Annotated in this window: 14 protein-coding genes; all 14 read left to right on the plus strand. The window is 61.9% G+C overall.

From position 1 onward, the window contains the following. The first annotated feature begins 140 nt into the window (after window positions 1-140). Window positions 141-2780 carry a leucine--tRNA ligase gene (leuS, locus tag O3301_RS27295; RefSeq protein WP_289917720.1) on the plus strand — a complete coding sequence of 880 codons (2640 nt, stop codon included), beginning with the start codon at window positions 141-143 and terminating at the stop codon, window positions 2778-2780. A 2-nt stretch (window positions 2781-2782) separates the two neighbouring features. Further along, window positions 2783-3382 carry an LPS assembly lipoprotein LptE gene (gene lptE, locus O3301_RS27300; RefSeq protein WP_289912764.1) on the plus strand — a complete coding sequence of 200 codons (600 nt, stop codon included), beginning with the start codon at window positions 2783-2785 and terminating at the stop codon, window positions 3380-3382. 10 nt (window positions 3383-3392) lie between these two features. Continuing rightward, window positions 3393-4409: a DNA polymerase III subunit delta gene (gene holA / locus O3301_RS27305; protein WP_034778765.1), complete on the plus strand. Its 1017-nt coding sequence runs from the start codon at window positions 3393-3395 to the stop codon at window positions 4407-4409. Window positions 4410-4432: 23 nt separating this feature from the next. Next, window positions 4433-5704, plus strand: a complete 1272-nt coding sequence (locus tag O3301_RS27310; protein WP_289907325.1) for a glutamate-5-semialdehyde dehydrogenase — start codon at window positions 4433-4435, stop codon at window positions 5702-5704. Between the two features lie 70 nt (window positions 5705-5774). Continuing rightward, window positions 5775-6212: a CopD family protein gene (locus O3301_RS27315; RefSeq protein ID WP_034745744.1), complete on the plus strand. Its 438-nt coding sequence runs from the start codon at window positions 5775-5777 to the stop codon at window positions 6210-6212. A 10-nt stretch (window positions 6213-6222) separates the two neighbouring features. Next, window positions 6223-6837 carry a 2-hydroxychromene-2-carboxylate isomerase gene (locus tag O3301_RS27320; protein ID WP_077408767.1) on the plus strand — a complete coding sequence of 205 codons (615 nt, stop codon included), beginning with the start codon at window positions 6223-6225 and terminating at the stop codon, window positions 6835-6837. A gap of 134 nt (window positions 6838-6971) precedes the next feature. Then, window positions 6972-8141: a class I SAM-dependent RNA methyltransferase gene (locus O3301_RS27325; protein WP_289900338.1), complete on the plus strand. Its 1170-nt coding sequence runs from the start codon at window positions 6972-6974 to the stop codon at window positions 8139-8141. Window positions 8142-8321: 180 nt separating this feature from the next. Continuing rightward, window positions 8322-9602 carry a multidrug effflux MFS transporter gene (locus O3301_RS27330; protein ID WP_218965298.1) on the plus strand — a complete coding sequence of 427 codons (1281 nt, stop codon included), beginning with the start codon at window positions 8322-8324 and terminating at the stop codon, window positions 9600-9602. A 202-nt stretch (window positions 9603-9804) separates the two neighbouring features. Next, window positions 9805-11958, plus strand: coding sequence for an HDOD domain-containing protein (locus O3301_RS27335; protein ID WP_305058015.1), 2154 nt, complete (start codon window positions 9805-9807; stop codon window positions 11956-11958). A 5-nt stretch (window positions 11959-11963) separates the two neighbouring features. Further along, the gene (locus O3301_RS27340; RefSeq protein ID WP_289907331.1) at window positions 11964-14168 is read left to right on the plus strand and encodes an EAL domain-containing protein; all 2205 of its coding nucleotides are present in this window, start codon (window positions 11964-11966) and stop codon (window positions 14166-14168) included. 2 nt (window positions 14169-14170) lie between these two features. After that, window positions 14171-15745, plus strand: a complete 1575-nt coding sequence (locus tag O3301_RS27345; protein ID WP_305058016.1) for an SEL1-like repeat protein — start codon at window positions 14171-14173, stop codon at window positions 15743-15745. A gap of 182 nt (window positions 15746-15927) precedes the next feature. Further along, on the plus strand, window positions 15928-16629 hold the full coding sequence (locus tag O3301_RS27350) for a DUF4197 domain-containing protein (RefSeq protein WP_289907333.1): 702 nt from the start codon (window positions 15928-15930) through the stop codon (window positions 16627-16629). A 425-nt stretch (window positions 16630-17054) separates the two neighbouring features. Next, the gene (locus tag O3301_RS27355; RefSeq protein WP_369812247.1) at window positions 17055-19943 is read left to right on the plus strand and encodes a YjbH domain-containing protein; all 2889 of its coding nucleotides are present in this window, start codon (window positions 17055-17057) and stop codon (window positions 19941-19943) included. Then, window positions 19853-21907 carry an SLBB domain-containing protein gene (locus O3301_RS27360; RefSeq protein WP_289917711.1) on the plus strand — a complete coding sequence of 685 codons (2055 nt, stop codon included), beginning with the start codon at window positions 19853-19855 and terminating at the stop codon, window positions 21905-21907. The genes O3301_RS27355 and O3301_RS27360 overlap by 91 nt, the downstream gene beginning before the upstream one ends. The last annotated feature ends 42 nt before the right edge of the window (window positions 21908-21949 follow it).

The raw sequence follows: 21949 nt of genomic DNA on the forward strand, positions 1-21949 counted from the left end.
TGGCATATGTATTGTTGCATACGACATAGCATAATTGTGCGCCGGCCGAAATATGCGAGACCGGGCCTCCGGCGCGCCGCGCTATCGGGCGGCGACAACCAGTATAATGCTCGGTTCATATCCACTATTGGCCGCACATCATGCAAGATAAATATAGTCCCGCCGACGTCGAACAAGCCGCCCAATCGCACTGGAAGGCGATCGACGCCTATAAAGCCGTCGAACACGACCCGCGTTTCCCAAAAGGCAAGTATTTTGCCTGCTCGATGCTGCCTTACCCTTCGGGCAAGCTGCACATGGGTCACGTGCGCAACTATACGATCAATGACGTGATGTACCGCTACCTGCGCATGAATGGCTACAACGTGCTCATGCCGATGGGCTGGGATGCGTTCGGCATGCCAGCGGAAAACGCGGCCATGGCCAACAACGTGCCGCCCGCGCAATGGACGTATTCGAACATCGCCCACATGAAGCAGCAGATGGAATCGATGGGCCTGGCCATCGACTGGTCGCGCGAAATGACCGCCTGCAAGCCCGAATACTACAAATGGAACCAGTGGATGTTCCTCAAGATGCTGGAAAAAGGCATCATCTACAAAAAGACCGGTACCGTGAACTGGGATCCGATCGACCAGACCGTGCTGGCCAATGAACAAGTGGTCGACGGCCGCGGTTGGCGTTCGGGCGCGCTGATCGAAAAGCGCGAAATTCCCATGTACTACGCGCGCATCACCGATTATGCGGAAGAATTGCTGGCGTATGTGGATGATAAGCTGCCGGGCTGGCCCGAGCGCGTGCGCACCATGCAGACCAACTGGATCGGCAAGTCGACAGGCGTGCGCTTCGCCTTCCCGCATGACATCAAGGACGCGAATGGCGCCCTGATCGGCGACGGCAAGCTGTATGTGTTTACTACCCGTCCGGACACCGTCATGGGCGTGACCTTCTGCGCCGTGGCCGCCGAGCATCCGCTGGCCATCCACGCCGCGCAAAGCAATCCTGCGCTGGCCGCCTTCAACGCCGAATGCAAGCTCGGTTCCGTGATTGAAGCGGATATGGCAACGATGGAGAAGAAGGGCATGCCGACCGGCCTGTTCGTCACCCATCCGCTGACGGGCGCGCAGGTGGAAGTCTGGGTCGGCAACTACGTGCTGATCACCTACGGCGATGGCGCCGTGATGGGCGTGCCGGCGCACGATGAACGCGATTTCGGCTTTGCCAAGAAATACGACCTGCCGATCAAGCAAGTCATCGAAGTTAAGGGCCAGGAATTCTCGACGGACGCCTGGCAGGAATCGTATGGCAGCAAGGATGGCGTCTGCGTCGCTTCCGGCAAATACGACGGCCTGCATTTCGCCTCCGCCGTCGATGCGGTGGCCGCCGACCTGGCAGAACTGGGCCTGGGCGAAAAGAAAACCACGTTCCGCCTGCGCGACTGGGGCATTTCGCGTCAGCGCTACTGGGGCACGCCGATCCCGATGATCCATTGCGCCGACTGCGGCGTGGTGCCGGTGCCGGAAAAAGACTTGCCGGTGGTGCTGCCGGAAGACTGCGTGCCGGACGGCACGGGCAATCCGCTGAACAAATACGAAGCCTTCCTGCAGTGCGACTGCCCGCAGTGCGGCAAGCCGGCGCGCCGCGAGACGGACACCATGGATACCTTCGTCGATTCGTCGTGGTATTACATGCGCTATACCTCGCCAGGCTCGAACGACGCGATGGTCGACGCGCGCAACGATTACTGGATGCCGATGGACCAGTACATCGGCGGCATCGAACACGCCGTCATGCATTTGCTGTACGCGCGCTTCTGGACCAAGATCATGCGCGATTTCGGCCTGGTCAAGTTCGACGAGCCATTCGTCAACCTGCTGACGCAGGGCATGGTGCTCAACGAAACCTACTTCCGCAAGGATGCCGCGGGCAAGACCACCTGGTTCAACCCGGACGACGTGCGCCTATCGCTCGATGACAAGGGCCGTCCGCAATCCGCCATCCTGGTGGCCGACGGCCAGCCGGTGGAAATCGGCGGCACGGAAAAGATGTCGAAGTCGAAGAACAACGGCATCGACCCGCAAGCGCAGATCGAGCAGTACGGCGCCGACACGGCCCGTTTGTTTACCATGTTCGCTTCGCCGCCGGAACAGACGCTGGAATGGTCGGGCAGCGGTGTCGAAGGCGCGAACCGCTTCCTGCGCCGCGTGTGGAACTTCGGCTATGCGCAGTCAGCGACGATTCAAGCCGCGCTGGCTGGCGGCGCCGCACCGGCCACGGGCGACGCGCAGAAAAACCTGCGCCGCGAATTGCACAAGCTGCTGCAGCAAGCCGATTACGACTTGAAGCGCATCCAGTACAACACCGTGGTATCGGCCTGCATGAAGATGCTCAACACGCTGGAATCGGCCAAGCTGGACGATAGCGCGCAGTCGAAGGCGCTGATCGCTGAAGGCTTCTCCATCTTCCTGCGCCTGCTCAACCCCGTCGCGCCGCACATCACCCACGTGCTGTGGCAAGAACTGGGCTACGCGGGCGTGCACGGCGACCTGTTGAACGTCGCCTGGCCGCAAGTCGACCCGGCTGCATTGGAGCAGTCCGAGATCGAGATGATGATCCAGGTGAACGGCAAGCTGCGCGGCTCGATCACCGTGTCCAAGGATGCGGACAAGGCCAGCATCGAAGCGGCTGCGCTGGCGTGCGAAAGTGTGCAGAAGTACGTCGAGACCACGCCGAAGAAGATCATCGTCGTGCCAGGCAAGTTAATCAGCATCGTGGTGTAATCATGACGACTTCCTCTTCCGTATCGCTGTTGGGCCGCCGCGCCGTGCTGGCCTTGGGCCTGACTGTTTTGCTGTCGGCCTGCGGCTTTCATTTGCGCGGTTCGAACGGCAGTTTCATGCTGCCGTTCGCGACGATGTACATCGGCTTGCCCGACACGTCGCCGCTGGCGATCGGCCTGAAGCGCTATATCCGCGCCATCGGCAGCACGGAAGTGGTGAACACCAGGGATGGCGCCGACGCCGTCCTTGAAGTGCTCAGCGATCCGGAGAGGAATCAGACCAAGACCATTTTGTCGCTGAACAAAAATGGCCGGGTACAAGAGTATCAACTCGGCTATTCGATCAATTTCCGCGTGGTGGACAAGGCCGGCAACCAGTTACTGGCGCCGACGACCATCAGCCTGGTGCGTCCGATTACCTTCGATGAATCGCAGGTACTGGCCAAGGAAACGGAAGAAGCGGCGCTGTACCGCGACATGCGCAACGACCTGGTGCAGCAGATCATGCGCCGCCTGGCCGCCATCAAGCCGGTGCTGCCGGCCATGTCGGTGGCGCCAGTGGCGCCCGTGACGCCGGTCGCGCCGGCAGCCCCGCAGCAGTAACGGGGACGCCATGCAATTGCGGATAGACGCGCTCGATGGGCATGTGGCCAAGCCGCTGGCGCAGCTGTATGTGATCACCAGCGACGAACACCTGCTGGCGCTGGAAGCGGCCGACAAGATCCGCCGCGCGGCGCGCGCACAGGGATATTCTGAACGCGACGTGCTGACGGTGGAGCGCAGCTTCAAGTGGGGCGAACTGCTGGCGGCGAACCAGGAGCTGTCGCTGTTCGGTGACAAGAAAATGATCGAGTTGCGCATCCCCACCGGCAAGCCGGGCAAGGATGGCGGCGCGGCGCTGCAAAGCTACGCGAAAAACCTCAGTCCAGACAACCTGACCCTGATCACCTTGCCCAAGCTGGATTGGGCCACGCAGAAGGCGGCCTGGGTCGCCAGCCTGCAGCAGGCGGCCGTGTATATCGACATTCCGAATGTGGAACGGGCGCAGTTGCCGGCCTGGATATCCCAGCGCCTGGCCGCGCAGGGACAAAGCGCCGAACGGGCCAGCATCGACTTCATCGCTGAACGGGTGGAAGGCAACTTGCTGGCGGCGCACCAGGAAATCCAGAAACTGGGCTTGCTGCATGCCGCGGGCAAGCTGACATACGAACAAGTGCAGGACGCGGTGTTGAACGTGGCCCGCTATGATGTCTTCAAGCTGTCCGAAGCCATGCTGGCCGGCGACCCGGCGCGCCTGGTGCGCATGCTCGAGGGCTTGAAAGGCGAGGGCGAGGCGCTGCCGCTGGTCTTGTGGGCCGTCTCCGAAGAAATCCGCACGCTGTTAAAATTGAAGGCCGGCATGGCGCAAGGGCGTCCATTGGGTGCGCTGCTGAAGGAATACCGCATCTGGGGCCCGCGCGAGCGGATGATGGAACCGGCCCTGCGGCGCATTTCGCTACCAGTGCTGGAAGCGGCGCTGCAGCAGGCGGCGCAGGTGGACAAGATGATCAAGGGCTTGCGCGCCAAGGGCTACGCGGGCGATGCCTGGGATGCCATGCTGCAGCTGGGTCTGAAGATCGCCCGAGGCTAGTTTTTTACTATATGGATACGAGCATGGACATCACAGAATATATGCAGGACGTGGGCACGCGCGCGCGCGCCGCCTCGCGCGCCATGGCGCGTGCCGACAGCGCCACGCGCAACCGCGCCTTGAGCCTGATCGCCGCCGCCATCGTGCGCGATGCCGACCTGCTGCGCGCGGCCAACCAGCGCGACCTCGATGCGGCTGCTGCCGCCGGCCTGGCGCCGGCCATGCTCGACCGCCTGACCCTGTCCGACGCTGCCATTGCCACCATGGTCGAAGGCTTGACGCAGATCGTGTCGCTGGCCGATCCGATCGGCGAGATCTCGAACATGAAGTTCCGCCCGACGGGTATCCAGGTGGGCCAGATGCGCGTGCCGCTGGGCGTCATCGGCATCATCTATGAAGCGCGTCCGAACGTGACGGTGGACGCGGCCGGCCTGTGCATCAAGAGCGGCAACGCGACGATCTTGCGCGGCGGATCGGAGGCGATTCACTGCAACCGCGCGCTGGCCAAGCTGGTGGCCGAGGGCTTGCAGGGAGCCGGCTTGCCGGCCGATGCCGTGCAAGTCATCGACACCACCGACCGCGCTGCCGTCGGCGCCCTGATCACCATGCCGCAGTACGTGGACGTCATCGTGCCGCGCGGCGGCAAGGGCCTGATCGCGCGCCTGATGGACGAGGCCACCGTGCCGATGATCAAGCACCTCGATGGCATTTGCCACGTCTATATCGACGCCAAGGCCGATATCAGGAAGGCGATCGATATCGGCTTCAACGCGAAGTGCCACCGCTACGGCACCTGCAACACCATGGAAACGCTGCTGGTGTCGCGCGCCGTCGCCGCGACCGTGCTGCCGCAGCTGGCCGAACTGTACCTGACCAAGCAGGTGGAACTGCGCGCAGATCCAGAAAGCCATGCGATTCTGGCCGCCGCTGCCTATCCGCACCTGGTGCCCGCCACCGAGGAAGACTGGCGCACCGAATACCTGGCGGCGATCCTGTCGGTGAAGGTCGTCGACGGCATCGACGAAGCGATGGACCACATCAACCAGTATTCATCGAAGCATACGGAATCGATCATCACGGAAGACTACAGCGATGCGCTGCGCTTCCTGCGCGAAGTCGATTCCGCCTCGGTGATGGTGAACGCGTCGACGCGTTTTGCCGACGGTTTTGAATATGGCCTGGGCGCCGAGATCGGCATCTCGAACGACAAGCTGCATGCGCGCGGCCCGGTGGGACTGGAAGGCCTGACCTCGCTCAAGTACGTGGTCTTTGGCCACGGCGAAGTACGCAAATAGTCTCTTTCGCGGGCTGCCCACAAGGCGGCCCGTGCTCTCGTTTCTCTCCACTTCTGACACTGGGAACCCCATGCTCTTTCTCTGGACCAAAGCCTTCCACATCATCTTCGTCATGTCCTGGTTTGCCGGCCTGTTTTATTTGCCGCGCATCTTCGTGAATTTGGCGATGGAGACGGAAACGGTGGCCACCGAGCGCCTGCTGCTGATGGCGCGCAAGCTGTACCGCTTCATGTCCCTGCTGGCGCTGCCGGCCATGGTGCTGGGGCTGGCGTTGATGTGGATGCTGTACGGCGGGGGCGAAGGCCGCATGAAGATGCCGGGCTGGATGCACGCCAAGCTGACGTTCGTGGTGCTGCTGCTCGGCTATCACCACGCCTGCGGCTCCATCCTGCGCAAGTTTGAAAAAGGTCTCAACAAGCGCAGTCACACCTGGTTCCGCTGGTTTAATGAAGTGCCGGTGGTGATGCTGCTGGCCGTCGTCGTGCTGGTCGTGGTCAAGCCTTTCTAAGGGAATCGAGATGAGTGCAAGTCAGAACAAAGTCGTGCAGTATTTCTTCGCGCCCCACTCGCCATGGACTTACCTGGGGCACGCACGCCTGATGGCCATCGCCGCGAGGACGGGCGCACAGATCGACGTGCGGCCCTTCGACTTGGGCAAGGTTTTTAGCGTCTCGGGCGGCCTGCCGCTGGCCAAGCGCGCACCGCAGCGCCAGGCGTATCGCCTGGCCGAACTGGCGCGCTGGTCGGCCTTTTTGCAAGTTCCCCTGACCTTGCAGCCCAAGTTTTTTCCCGTGTCGCCGGAAGCGTCGGCCAAGCTGATCATCGCCACGCGCCTGGCGCACGGCGTGGAGGCATCGCTGAACCTGGCGCACGCCATCATGCGCGGACTGTGGGCCGAAGAGCGCAACATCGGCGACGAGGAAACCCTGGTGCAGATCGCACTCGATGCCGGTTTTGATGGCCGCCAGTTGCTGAAAACGTCGGAAACGGCCAGCGTGCAGGCCGAATACGACGCCAACACGGAGGCAGCGACCGCCGCTTCCGTGTTCGGCTCGCCGTGGTACATCGTCGATGGTGAAGGGTACTGGGGCCAGGACCGCCTCGATTTTGTCGAACGGGCGCTGGCAGGGTAGTCAAGAAAAAGCAGTTTTTTAAACGTCGTATTTTTTAACGTAGTAAGCAGCGCCTGTAATTTAGCGGGCGTTCAACACAATGGAATAAGGGTACACCAACCATGGCTTCATATTTTTGCCCATGCCCGCGCGGCATGGAAGCGGCGCTGGCCGAGGAACTGGGCGAGATCGCCCAGGATAGTTCGACCATGAAGGTCCATAACCAGGTGCCGGGCGGCGTACACTGCTCGGGCGACCTGCTGGACTCCTACCGCATCAACCTGCATTCGCGCATCGCTTCGCGCGTGCTGATGCGCATGGCCCATTCCGGCTACAAGACGGAAAACGATATCTATGACCTGACCCTGGCGCAATCCTGGGAAGACTGGTTCGGCGTGCATCACACGATCCGAGTCGACGTCACGGCCGTCAAATCGCCGCTGCGCAGCCTGGAGTTCACGACCCTGAAAATCAAGGATGCGATCTGCGACCGCTTCCGCGACCAGTTCAACGAGCGTCCATCGGTCAACACCAAGACGCCGGACATGCGCATCGTCGGCTTCCTCGATGCGCATACGTTTACCGTGTACCTCGACACCTCGGGCGAAGCCCTGTTCAAGCGCGGCTGGCGCGAAGAGACGGGCGACGCGCCGCTGCGCGAAAACCTGGCCGCTGGCCTGCTGCGCGTGTCGGGCTGGAAGCCTGGCATGGTGCTGTTCGACCCGATGTGCGGTTCCGGCACCATCCTGGCCGAAGCGGCGCAGATGCTGCAGGGGATTCCGCCGGGCGCCTCGCGCCAGTTCGCATTTGAAAACTTCCACGACTTCGACCCGGCGCCGTGGAATGCCATGAAAAACGCCATCAAGGTCAATCCGCTGCCGGCAGAACCGACCATCTTCGGCAGTGACATCTCGGGCGACATGGTCGCCATGACACGCCATAACCTGCGTTGCGCCGGTGTGCGCTTCGACGTGCCCTTGAAACAGATCGAGGCGCAGGAAGTCAAACCGCCAAGCGACGTGCCGGGCATCATGCTGACCAACCCGCCGTACGGCGAGCGTATCGGTGTGCGCGGCGACAGCACCATCCCGGAAGACGAACTGTCGACGTCCTTCTATTCGGCCATGGGCACGACCCTGAAGCAGCGCTTTGCCGGCTGGACCGTGTTCCTGTTCACGGCCGACCTGGGCCTGCCCAAGCTGCTGCGTTTGAAGGAAGCACGCAAGACGCCATTCTTCAACGGCGCGCTGGAATGCCGTCTGTTCCGCTTTGATATGGTCGCCGGGTACAACCGTAGAGAAGAAGCCAAACCGAAAAACATCTGATTAAACCTACTGCGCGTTGCCACTTGCGGCTTGCGATGCTCACCGTACTTTTGTACGGTTGCGCTTCTCGGCCACAATTGGCGGCCGCTCGCTACGGTTTTCTCAGGTGTTTTACGCGCTAAAAAATGCAGTATCACGCGCGCGGACCGTAACCGGTCCGCGCGCCACTTTGGATCCGCCATGTTTCCCACCCCTCCGGCCGATGTGCCGCCCGACCCGGTTACCCCCGTTCCTCCTCCCACGCCGAGCCACATGGCGCCGTTGAGCCGCGGTGCGCTGGCCATGATGCTGGCCGGGCTGTCGATGCTGGGGCCCCTGTCGATCGACACGTATCTGCCCGCGTTTGGGGCGATCCAGGGTTCGCTGCAAGCGTCGCCGCTGGAAGTGCAGCAGTCGCTGACGTTCTACATGTTGGCCTTTGCCGGCATGGTGCTGTGGCATGGCGCGATCTCGGATACCTTCGGCCGGCGCAACGTCATTCTCGTATCGCTGCTGATGTTTGCCATCGGTTCGCTCGGCTGCGCTTCGGCGCACACGGTGCACTACCTGTGGTTCTTCCGCATCATGCAGGGCGTCTCGGCCGGCGCCGGCGTGGTGATCAGCCGCGCCATCATCCGCGACCTGTACGCCGATGCGGCAGCGGCGCGGCTGCTGTCGCTGGTGACGATGATCTTTTCCATCGCCCCGGCGGTGGCGCCGATTCTCGGTGGCTGGATCGTCATCTGGTTCGACTGGCGCTCGATCTTCCTGTTCCTCGCCTTCTACACGCTGGTGTTGCTGGCGTTCTGCTATTGGCGCCTGCCCGAAACCCTGCCGATGGAAAAGCGCCAGCCGTTCAATCCCCGCTTCCTGGCGTCGAGCTATGGCCAGATCCTGCGCTCGCCCCTGTTCCACATCAAGGCTGGCATCGTCGCCCTCAATTTCGCGGGCCTGTTCCTGTTCATTACGGCCGCGCCGGAAATGCTGCCCAAGCAGCTGGGCCTGGGGCCATCGCAATTCGGCTGGCTGTTCATTCCCTGCGTGAGTGGCATCTTCATGGGCGCCGCGGCGGCCAATCGCATCGCCGGCAAGGTCACGTTCGCGCGCCAGATCGGCATCGGCTTTGCCTTCCTGCTGTGCGCCGCCAGCGTCAATGTCGTGTATCACCTGTTCCTGCCGCCCTCCTTGCCCTGGTCGGTGCTGCCCCTGTTCTTCTACACCTTCGGCATGTCGCTGGTGGGGCCGGGCGCGACCCTGCTGGCGCTCGATCTGTTCCCGCATATCCGCGGCACGGTGGCTTCGTGCCAGTCGTTTGCCAGCACCTTGCTGGGCGCCGTGGTGGCCGGCGTGATCTCGCCGCTGTTGTCCGGTTCCGTGCTGTGGCTGGCCTCGGGCCAGTTGGCGTTTACGGGCCTGGCGCTGGCGCTGTGGTTGATATCGCGGCGCTTCCGTCACCGTTTGCTGGGTTCCTTCAAGGCATGAGTTTCCACTGCAGAACGCTAGATTTATTTCAACTTAATTTTCTATATTGCAAGTAATATTCGGCGCTTATGATAAGATGACTTCTTTTCCCGGCATCCTCTCAGGCGACATTTTTTGGGTTACAGGAGTAGAGGATTCCTCTGACGTGGCCGCGCTTCGCTGCTAAGCGCTCATCCTTTTCGAACCGGCAATGCCTGATACGATGCATCAATCTGATCAAGATATTCGCAATCGCCTGCTGATTGCCCGCCTGCCGGCCATGCCGCAGATCCTCATCAAGCTGATCGCCCACCTGCAGGCCGACGATGCCGGCATGCCGGAGCTGGCCGCCCTGATCGCCAAGGATGCTGGCATGACCAGCAAGATCCTCGGCGTGGCCAACAGCTCGGCCTACCATCGCCAGGGCAAGGTCGTCAGCCTGGAGCAATCGCTCGTGTCGTTGGGCACGGACATGATCAAGACCCTGGTCATCAGCGAATCCGTCTTCCAGACCTTCAACAGCTTCCCCCATTCCGGCAGCACGGATCTGCGCGCCTTCTGGAAAAGCTCGCTGTCGGCCGCCGTCATGGCGCGCGCGCTGGCCAAGGCCATGGGCTATCCGCACGCCGAGGAAGCGTATCTGGCCGGCTTGCTGCACAACGTGGGCCGCCTGGCCTTGCTGGCCACGGCGCCAAAGGAATACGCGTTCAATTTCACGGCGCGCGACGATGCCGCCCTGTGCGCGGTGGAGCAGCGCACCTTGCAGATCACGCATGCCGAAGCGGGCGCCTGGCTGATCGAACGCTGGCATCTCGATTCCTTCCTGGCCGACAGCGTGCTGTATCACCACGAACCGCTGGCGCGCCTGGAAGCGAGCCATCCCCTGATCCGCATCGTGCGCCTGGCGCACCTGCTGTGCTGCCATGCCGACGATGCGGAATCGATCACGCAGGCGGCAAGCCTGTGCGCGCTGGACGTCGAGGTACTGCAAGACCTGGCCGGCAGCGTCGCGCGCCAGGTGGCGCAGGCGGCGCAGCATCTGGGCATCGACCTGGCCGGTGCGGACGATATCGCCACGCCGCCCGCGTATGCGCCGCCATCCGTCGATCCGGTGCAACAGCGTCTGTCCGATGAAGTGCGCAATATGGTGCTGGTGTCCGAAGTGGGTCAGACCTTCTCCCGCCAGCAGGGAGAAAGCAGCCTGCTGGAAGCCATCACGCGCTCGGCGCGCATCCTGTTCGATTTCGACACCGCCGTCATCCTGCTGCAAAACCCCACCGGCCATGCGCTCGTCGGCGTGGCGACGGGCGAACATCAGCAGCGTCTGGCCGGCTTCTCGATCCCGCTGGCCAAGGGCGGGCTCCTGGCCGCTTCGGCGCTGGAGTGCCAACTGGCGTTGCTGAAGCGCGACATGCCGGCGCTGGGCATCGTCGAGGAGCAGCTGTTTCGAATTCTTGGTACCGACAGCCTGGTTTGCGTGCCGCTGGTGGCGGGCCAGCGCAGCCTGGGCGTGTTGATTGGCGGCGTGGCGGCGTGGCAGATTCCCGCGTGCCAGAAGCGCGAGGGTTTCCTGCGCGCCTATGCCAACCAGGCCGCCACGGCGCTGGAAACGGCCATCAGCGCGCGCGGCCTGGCACGGCGCCAACTCGATCACGTGGCCGAGGAATACCGTGCCGCATCGCGTCGCGTCGTGCATGAAGTGAATAACCCGCTGTCCATCATCAAGAACTACCTGAGCGTGCTCGATCACAAGCTGGAGAAGCAGGAGCCGGTCACGGGCGAGATGTCGATCCTGAACGAGGAAATCGACAGGGTCGGCCAGTTGATCGGCGGCCTGGCCGATCTGCAGCCGGTGGCGGCCAGTGGCGTGACCGATTGTGCGCGCGTGGTCGACGATGTGCTGCGCCTGTTCCGCGCCACCGACTTCCTGCCGCCGAAGATCGAGGTGGTCACGCGCATGCAGGATGCGCCATGCGAAGTGGAGGCCGATGCCGACATGCTCAAGCAAATCCTGCTCAACCTGCTGAAAAACGCCGTCGAAGCCTTGCCCGATGGCGGGCGCATCGAAGTGGCGAACCGTGGCCACGTCAACCGCGACCGTCGCCTGTACCTGGAACTGTGCGTCAGCGACAATGGTGCCGGCCTGGCGCCGGAAGTGCTGGCCAATCTGTTTTCCCCTGTGCGCAGCAGCAAGGAAGGGGCGCATCACGGCCTGGGCTTGTCCATCGTGCATGACCTGGTCACCCGCCTGCATGGCGTGATCGGCTGCCGCAGCAGCAAGTCCGGCACCTCGTTTGAAATTCTGCTGCCCATTCCCTTGCCGGCGAGTGCTGCGGCCGCGCTGCCCGCGCCCGGCAATACCGCCTTGTCTTCGTAACGTCCATGAACTCCTCCGCCATTCCGTTTGACCTGGAAAACAGCCCGCGCATCCTGCTGGTCGATGACGAGCCCCGTTTGCTCGCCTCCCTCCACGAATTGCTGAAGGACCGCGGCTACCAGCTGTACACGGCCACCTGCGGCAGCGAGGCGCTGGCGCAGTTGTCGAAACTGCGCTTCGACCTGATCCTGCTCGACTTGCGCCTGCCCGACATGAGCGGCCATGAAATCATGGACCACATCAACCGGCGCGGCATCGAGGGCGACGTGATCGTCATGAGCGGCGACGTCGGCATCGAGGCGGCCATCGGCGCCTTGAAGCGTGGCGCCTACGATTACCTGCGCAAGCCGTACAGCCGCGAGGAGCTGCTCAAGACGGTGGAGAACGCGCTGCAGAAGCGCAAGCTGGCGCTGGAAAACGAGCGCATCGCGCTGCAGCTGGAAAACTCGGAAAAGATGTACCGCTACCTGGTCGACAGCTCGCCCGACATCATCTACACCCTGAACCACGAGGGCCGCATCACCTTCATCAACGACCGGGTACACCAGTTGCTGGGCTTTAGCCGCGAAGAGCTGATCGGCAGCCATTATTCGATCCTCGTGCACGATGAAGACCAGGAGCGGGCGCGCTATGCCTTCAATGAGCGCCGCATCGACGAACGCGCGTCACGCAATGTGGAACTGCGCCTGAAGTGCCATAGCGGCAGCGGCAGCGACCGCACCTTCAACAACACCCTGATGACGATTCCGCTCAACTCGATCGGCATGCACAGCCACGATCACGAAGCCCGGAAGCAGGAATACTTCGGCACCTACGGCGTGGCGCGCGACATCACTGACCGCAAGCGCGCCGAGGAAGTCATTTCCTACCAGGCCTACCACGACATCCTGACGGACCTGCCGAACCGCATGCTGTTCAAGGACCGTCTTGGACTGGCCGTGATCCAGGCGCGGCGCAAGCTGACGGAACTGGCCGTGATGTTCATCGACCTCGATCGCTTCAAATTGGTCAACGACACCCTCGGCCACGTGAAGGGCGACGAGCTGCTGCAGCAGGTGGCGCTGCGCCTGAAGGATTGCCTGCGCCGCGGCGATACCCTGGCGCGCCAGGGCGGCGATGAATTCACCATCGTGCTGCCGGAGCTGCGCGACCGCCAGGATGCGCGCCTGATCGCCGACAAATTCCTCGAATGCCTGCACCAGCCGTTCGACCTCGATGGCAACCAGGTGCATATTTCGGCTTCCATCGGCATCGCCATCTATCCGGGCGACGGCGAGACCATCGACGAACTGCTGCGCCATGCCGACATCGCCATGTACCAGGTCAAGGCGCTGGGCAAGAATGGCCACAGTTTTTATCACGAGTCCATGCTCGACGTGTCGCACCAGAAGATCGCGCTCGAACAAAGCCTGCGTAAGGCGCTGGAGCTGAACCAGCTGGAGATGTATTACCAGCCGCAGGTGGACGTGATGACGGGCCGCATCGTCGGCGCCGAAGGCCTGATGCGCTGGAACCACCCGCAGCGGGGCTTGTTGACGGCCGGCGAATTCCTGCCGTTCGCCGAGGAAAACGGCTTGATGCTGCCGATCTCGGACTGGATGCTGGGTGCCCTGTGCCGCGACCTGGTGCAGTGGAACGCGGCCGGCGGCGAAGCCGTACGCCTGTCGCTCAATCTGTCGCCGCAGTACCTGGACCGGGGCGACTTTTTCGAGAAGATGCGCGGCGCGCTGACGCGCTATGGCATCGCGCCGGAAAAGATCGAAGTGGAGATCACGGAAAACATCTGCATCCGCAACCCGCAGTATGCGATCGAGCAGTTGAACAAGCTGTGCCAACTGGGCGTGTCGGTGGCCATCGATGATTTCGGCACCGGCTATTCCTCGCTGTCGTACCTGCACCGCTTCCCCATCCACACGATCAAGATCGACCAGTCGTTTGTGAAGGAAATCCACGACGAGCACGGACACTATCCCGTCATCCTGGCCATCATTTCGATTGCGCGCGGACTGGGCCTGCACCTGATCGCCGAGGGCGTGGAAACGGAAGGCCAGGCGCGCTATCTGCAGGACAAGGGCTGCACCACGATGCAGGGCTATCTGTACCACCGGCCCATCTCGCTGGGTAGCTTCATCGGCGTGCTGCAGGAGCAGAACCGCCTGATCGCCGATGCCGCCCCCGCGCTGTCGCAGACGCTGGCTATCGAAGCTTGACCATGCCGCTTGCCGATCCCCGTTACACGGCCGCTCATTACACGGCTGATTACCTGCGCCTGAAAGGGCTGGCCGAGAAGGGCAATGCGAACGCTCAGCACAGCCTGGGCTTCATGCATTTCAATGGCCAGGGCATCGAGCAAAGCTATGCGCTGGCGCTGCACTGGTACGGCCTGGCCGCTGCGCAGGGCCTGGAACATGCGCAATACAACCTGGGTGTGATGTGCCAGAAGGGGCAGGGCGTGCCGCAGGATTTCGTGCAGGCCGCGCACTGGTACCAGCAGGCGGCCGAGCAGGGCTACGCGGCGGCGCAGTACAACCTGGGCTGGCTGTATGCCAAGGGCCAGGGTATCGCGCAGGACAGCGGGCAAGCCATGCTGTGGTTCAGCCGCGCGGCAGAGCAGGGCGACGCGGGCGCACAGAATAATCTGGGCATGATGTATGACAATGGCAAGGGCGTGCCGCAGGACTTCGTGCAAGCCATCGCCTGGTACCGCAAGGCGGCCGAACAGGGCTATGCACGGGCGCAGTTCAACCTGGGCCTGCGCTACGATAATGGCCAGGGCGTGCGCCAGGACCGCCAGCAGGCGACGGCCTGGATGCGCAAGGCGGCCGAGCAAGGCTATGCGCCGGCCCAGTTCAACCTGGCGCTGCGCTATGAAAATGGCGACGTGCTGCCGCAGGATAGCGGGCAGGCGGTCACCTGGTACCGGCGCGCCGCCGAGCAGGGCCACGCCAGTTCGCAATTCAACCTGGGCCTGATCTACGACAATGGCCAGGGCGTGCCCTGCGATAAGCAGGCGGCGCTCGAGTGGTATGTGAAGGCGGCCGGCCAGGGGCACGCGGCGGCCCAGCACAACCTGGGCCTGCACCATGAACATGGCGCGCAGGACTATACCCGGGCGCAAGTGTTCTATCGCCAGGCGGCCGGGCAGGGTTTTCCCGCGGCCCAGTATCAGCTGGGACTCCTGCATGAGCATGGGCAGGGCATGCCTGCCGATGCGCAGGAAGCCATCTTCTGGTACCACAAGGCGGCCGACCAGGGGCATGTGCGGGCCCAGTTCGACCTGGGCCTGCGCTATGAACATGGCCAGGGCGTGCCGCAGGATCTGTCGCTGGCGCTGGAGTGGTACCGCCGTGCCGCCGAGCAGGATTACGCGCCGGCGCAATACATGCAGGGCGTGCTGCACGACCGCGACGATGGTCCGGCGCCGGATAGCCAGCAGGCCTGCGCCTGTTACTGCCGTGCCGCAGCACAAGGCCACAGCCTGGCCCAGTTCGCACTGGGCCTGCGGCATGACAATGGACAGGATGTGCCGCAAGATTATGCCGCCGCCTGGGACTGGTATGCGCTGGCCGCGCGCCAGGGCCATGCGCGGGCGCAAATGAATCTGGGCTTGATGGCGGCCAGCGGCCAGGGGGGCCCGCTCGATTTGCAGCAGGCGTATATCTGGCTGTCGATGGCGGCGGCGGCCGGCGTGGCGGGCGCGGAAAAATCCCTGCGCCAGACGGCGGCGCGCATGCGCGAGACGGATCTGGCGCGGGTGCGAGAACAGCTGGCGGCGATAGCAGCCTAAACTATGCCGCCGGCGTTAGCGTGCGCGGATACAACAGCCGGTGTTGTATAGTCCTTTCCCTCCGCCATCTGTGGCACCCCTTGTTTTCCCCAAGACGCAAAAAATTGCTGCAGTATTTGCAGTTTTGATGTGCTAAGGTTCCAGCAGAAGGTAGTCTGTCTATTCTCTAGAAAAGGAAAACTATGCGCCTGAACCCTTTCCCTGGCCGTTCGGCCGCCCTCCTGTGCGCGTTGGTGTTGCTGTCGTCCGGCGCAGGCGCCGGTCCCCTGGATGCTCTCAGTAACCAGGATGCGAGCAATGGCTTGAAGGCGGCGCTGGAAGCCGGATCGGCCGCCGCCGTTGCCAAGTTGGGCATCGAAAATGGTTTTCTCAATAACGACAAGGTGAAGATTAAGCTGCCCGGCATCCTGGAACAAGCCAAGCCCTTGCTGAAAATGACGGGGCGCGGCCAGCAACTGGACGACCTGGTGGTGTCGATGAACCGTGCCGCCGAGTCGGCCGTGCCCATGGCCAAGCCCTTGCTGCTCGACGCCGTCAAATCGATGAGCGTGAGCGATGCAAAAAATATCCTGTCCGGTGGCGATACCTCTGTCACGGATTTCTTCCGCCAGAAGACATCGGCACCCCTGGCCGTCAAATTCCTGCCCATCGTGAAATCCGTTACCGACCGTTCCGGCCTGGCCAGCAAGTACAACAGCACCATGAGCCAGATCGGCAAGACGGGACTGGTGCCGCAGCAGCAATCGACGGTGGAAGGCTATGTCACGGACCGTGCGCTTGACGGCCTGTACCTGATGATCGGCGAGGAAGAAAAAGCCATCCGCAGCAATCCGCTCGCATATGGCAGCAAGATTATCGGCAAAGTATTTGGCAGTTTGAAGTGACCTTTCCCGCCTGCCGCAGCGCCGCAGGCGGCGTTTGCGGTGCAGGGACAGGTGTGGCGCTAGGGAAACAAGTTAAGCATTTGCTACAAGAAAACAATGTTAAAATTCTGCGACATATATTCCTGAGGCATGATTAAGCAACGATCAATTGCCCGGAAGTACCGAGTTTTAGTGGCGAACTGATGCGTGGCATTGCAAGATGCCCGTCGGTTGGCCTTTTTTCGTTTCATTCACGTTTCCCCAAGCTCATTGATTTTCTGAATACATTGTCAGGAATTCCAGGTGCAGGATCTTTTAGGTAGCCGGATTTGTTAAGCGTACTCAGAAAATCAATCAAATATACCTGGTGTGGCTGTCTGGTGCTTGGCGCGCCTTCGGTGATGGCCGCGACCCCGAATCATGGTGGCCAGTCCGGGTATATCAATATGCCCAGCGCCGTGGTGGAAACGGATGGCACCTTTAGCGTCGGCTACAGCTACGACAGCCCGTATGGCCAGTTATGGGCGACGGCGAATATCTTGCCTTTCCTGCAAATGACGGGACGTTATGTGTCGATAACGGGCATACCGGGTTTTACCAATGTGCCTGGTGAATATGGCAGTGGCTATGGCCGCTACAAGGATAAAGTCGTTGACGGCAAATTGCGCCTGTGGACGGAAACGGAGTGGATGCCGTCCGTTGCCGTCGGCATGACGGATCTGTTCGGTACCGAGTTGTTCAAGGGGCAATATGTTGTTGCCACCAAGACTTTTGGCGCCAGCAAGAATATCGAAGCGAGCCTCGGCTATGCCCATAAACGCCCGGACGGGGTGTTCGCCGGCGCGCGCTGGACACCGGCCGCGCTGCCGCGCTGGTCGGTGGTGGCCGAATACGATACAACGAATTACTTGCGCGACTTCCGCGCCAGCGAAACGGACGCCGGCAAGCGCCGCAAAGGCGCGTCCGTGGGCCTGGAGTACCGCTGGGGCTGGCTTGCCTTGCAGGCGGCACGCAACCGCGACCAGTTCAGCGTGAACGCCTTTATCAGCATTCCGTTTGGCGAACGTGAGTTTGTCCCCAAGGTGTATGAGCCGCCGTATTTCGTGGACGACAAGAATCCGCCACCGCTGCCGAGCAAGGAAGAATGGCACCGCGATGCCGTGTATGGCGCCGACCTGGTCAATGCCTTGGTAAAACAGGACTATAAGAATATCCGGGTCGAACAGGAAGGCAATGTCCTTAGCCTGAGCCTGACCAACAGCCGGATTTCGAACATGGGCCGCGCCGTTGGCCGCGCCGCGCGCACGGCTGTCGCCTTCGCGCCAAAGGGCGTGACGACCCTGCGCATCACGTATACCAAGCTGGACCAGCCAATCGCCACCTACGAATTCTTTGATTTGCCAAAACTGAATGACTATTTGGCAGGCAAGATCGACCGCAAGGCCTTCCTCGACGTCGTGCTGCTGCGCTATCCTGAAAAAAGCGATGTGATCCGGGACGATCAGCAAGGCTGGCTGCAGGAATTCCTCGACAAGCCGGCACCCGTCGTTGCCGCAGCACCAGTACCTGCGCCCGCGCCGGTACTTGCTGCCGTTTCCGCGACTGCCATGGCGCCAGCGGCGCCTGCTCCCGCCGTTTCCGCACCTGCTCCCGCCAAGGCCGCCAATGTCCTCCAGGACGACGGCAAACTGGCCGTCGGCGTTGGCGTCGATGGCGACGTGGTGCAAATCAAATCGCTGGACCGGGAGGCGAACCGCTTCAAGGTCGCTCCCAAGGTGGGCTTCTTCTTCAATGACCCGAGCGGCGCCTTCCGTTATTCGATCTCGGCGGTAGCCAACTACGACCGCCGCCTAGGCGACGGTCTGTACCTGAATAGCGCCGCCAGCCTGCAGTTGCTGGAAACGGTATCGGGCGTCAAGCAGCCATCGAACAGCAATTTGCCGCACGTACGTACCGATATCGCGGAATATTTGCGCGGCGGGCGTTTTTCGCTGAGCCGTGTCTTGCTGAACAAATACGACAATCCCGCCGAGCGCGTGTATACCCGCGTGTCGGCCGGCCTGTATGAAGACATGTTCCGCGGCGTGGGCGGCCAGGTGCTGTACCTGCCGAAGGATAGCCGCTGGGCGGCCGACGTGGCTGTCGATGCCTTGCAGCAGCGTGGCTACAAGGGCTTGCTCGATTCGCGCGACTACAAGACGGTGACGGCGATCGGCTCCCTGCATTACCGCTTGCCGCACGATATTACCGTGACGGCGCGCGCCGGCCGCTTCCTGGCCAAGGACACGGGCGTGCGCGTGGAATTCAAGCGCCGCTTCCAGTCCGGTATCGAAGTCGGCGCCTGGTACACGCATACGAACGGCAACGACATCACCAGCCCTGGTACGCCGTCGAAGCCGTACCAGGACCGTGGCATCTTCCTGTCCGTGCCGTTGAACAGCATGTTGCCGATGGACACGCAATCGACAGCCGGCTTCGCCCTTGCGCCATGGACGCGCGACGTGGGGCAAATGGTGGCTTCGCCGGGCGATCTGTACGACATGTTCGAGCGTCCGCGCGCCGATATGCACAGTTACGATGGTCTGGGCAACTTTGCCGAGCGTCCGGACGAACAGCACCTGCCTGCCGTCAATCCGCCAGACCGGCCGTTTGTCAGCCCATGGCCCGCCATGCGCGCACGCCTGGAGCAATCCGCATCTGCAACGCCCAGCGCCCCTGAGTGGCTCAAGGCGACGGCAGTGGTCGGGGGCGTGGTGCTGGCATCAGCCCTCAGCGACAAGCCCGTCGACCGTTTCGTCAAGAAGCACGAGGATTCCAAGGTCTACCGCAACTGGGACAAGCTGGGCAAGGCCATGCCGTACGCGGCAGTGGGCGCCGCTGCCGCCGCCTTCGCCCTTGGCGATGAGCGCATGCAAAATACGGGACTCATTTCCCTGCAATCGGTTGCCGCGGCAACGGGCGTGGCAGTGGCCGGGAAATATGCGTTTGGCCGCGCCCGTCCAGAGGAAGACCTCGGAACGTGGAGCCGCGTCGGTAGCGGCAGTTCCCGTTCAAACTCGTCGTTCCCTTCTGCGCATGCCGCCATCGGCTTTGCCGCCGTGACGCCGTTTGCCAAGGAATACGATGCGCCATGGCTGTATAGCGTGGCTGCCGTGGGTTCCGCTGGCCGCGTGTTCGGCCGCAAGCACTGGGTGTCCGACACGGTCGCCGGCGGCATCGTCGGCTACGCCATGGGCAGCTGGCTGTGGCACGCGCAGCGCGACCAGAGCAAATCGGGCCTGTCGATCAATCCCGGCCCGAAGGAAATCAGCGTGACCTGGCAGGGCAAGTATTAAGCGCGCATGGCGCTCCCTTTACTCATACATCATTCATCCAGACAAAGACCAGCATGAAAAAGCAATTTCGTACTCCCCCGCCTTTCGTGAAACACATGATTTTCTCGGCTTTCCTGTTGGGGGCAACCTCTACCTATGCCGCAGGGCAGGACCTGGACATGGCTGACATGTCGCGCTCGAACCTGTCTCGAGCACAGGCAAGTGAGTCGGGCGCAGGTACCTTGCCCAGTATTCGTAGCGGCCGCAGTGATCCGCGCCAGGAGAAAACGCTGGCTGCCAATAATCTTAGCAAACAGGCTGCGGCAGGTACCAAGGCCGGCGCTTTCGAAGATTATGTCGATGGCGTGACGGGAAAGAAACTGAGCATCTTCGGCAAGGATCTGTTCAGCGACGTGCCGTCCACCTTCGCGCCGCTCGATGGTGTCCAGGTGAACCAGGAATACGTGATTGGCACGGGTGACGAGTTGCAGGTGCGCGGCTGGGGCATGGTTGACATCGACGTCAGCGCCACGGTCGACCGCAGCGGTGCGATTTTCATTCCGCGCGTCGGCTCCATCAAGGTCAGCGGCGTGCAGTACAAGGATTTGCAGGGCTATTTGAAAAAGGCCATCGGCAAGATCTACACCAACTTCGACCTGACAGCGAGCATCGCGCAAACGCGTGCCGTGCAGGTATACGTGGTTGGCCATGCTGTTCGTCCTGGTACGTATACCCTCAATTCCATGAGCACCCTGCTCAACGCCCTGTTTACCTCGGGCGGTCCGGACGCCACCGGCAGCATGCGTAATATCCAGCTCAAGCGCGGCAAGGATACCGTCAGCACCTTCGACCTGTATGACATGCTGGTCAAGGGTGACAAGAGCCGTGACGTCACCTTGCGCGACGGTGACGTGATCTATATCCCTGAAGTGGGTCCGCTGGTGGCTTTGACGGGTAGCGTGAAGCAGCCGGCCATTTTCGAGCTGAAAGGCAACGCGACACTGGCCGATGTACTGAGCTGGGCCGGCGGCTTTGATTCGGCTGCGGAAACCAAGCAAGTGATCGTCGAGAAAAACGTCGATAACCAATACAAGACCGTGCTGGAATTGGTGGCCGATAAAGGTGTCTCCAGCAGCCAATTGGCCGGCATTGCCGTCAAGCCTACCGATATCCTGCGGGTGTTCGCACCAGGCGCCGTACCGGTCCAGGCGCAAATCCAGAATGAATACGTGCGCGTGGCTGGCGAAACAAAGCAAAGCGGTATTTTCTTGCTGAAAAAAGGTGAAACCTTGCGCGAGCTGATCGCCCGCGTCGGTGGCGCCAATGAAAACGGCTACCTGTACGCCATGCAGTTGAACCGCGAATCCGTGCGCCGCGCCCAGCAAATCAAACTGAACCAAGTGGCCGACCGCTTCGAGCGCGACCTGGAATCGAATGCGACCCAGCGCATGTCTGCCTCGGGTGACAAGGAAAATGCAGCGAAGACCGCGGCCGAAGTGGAGCAGCAGCGCCGCATTGTGCAAAAGCTGCGCACCGTCAAGGCGGAAGGCCGCATTGTGCTTGATTTGCCGGGCGTCGATACACAAGTGAAAAACTTACCCGATTTGCCTTTGCAGGACGGCGATTCCATCTTGATTCCGCGCCGCCCTGGTACCGTGGATGTGCTGGGCTCCGTCTTCCAGCAAAACGCTTTCGTCTACCGTTCGCAGCGCACGGTCAACGACTATGTGCAGCAAGCTGGCGGCATCACCGCGAATGCGGATAAATCCGAAATGTACGTGATTCGTGCCGATGGCACGGCGCAAAGCGGCCGAGGTACGGGCTGGTTCAGCGGCATTGGTGGCGCGGCGTTGAACCCCGGTGATACCGTTGTGGTACCAGAGAAGATCGAGCGCAGCACGTTCATGCAGAGCTTGAAGGATTGGACTGCAATTTTCTATCAATTTGGTCTTGGTGCAGCAGGTTTGAAGGTGTTGAAAGATTAATGACTTGGCTGATGCAGATCAGCTGTTATGCATTATTCTAAA

Origin of the sequence: Janthinobacterium sp. SUN211, assembly GCF_030587315.1 — a bacterium.
GTDB classification, from domain to species: Bacteria; Pseudomonadota; Gammaproteobacteria; order Burkholderiales; family Burkholderiaceae_D; genus Janthinobacterium; species Janthinobacterium kumbetense.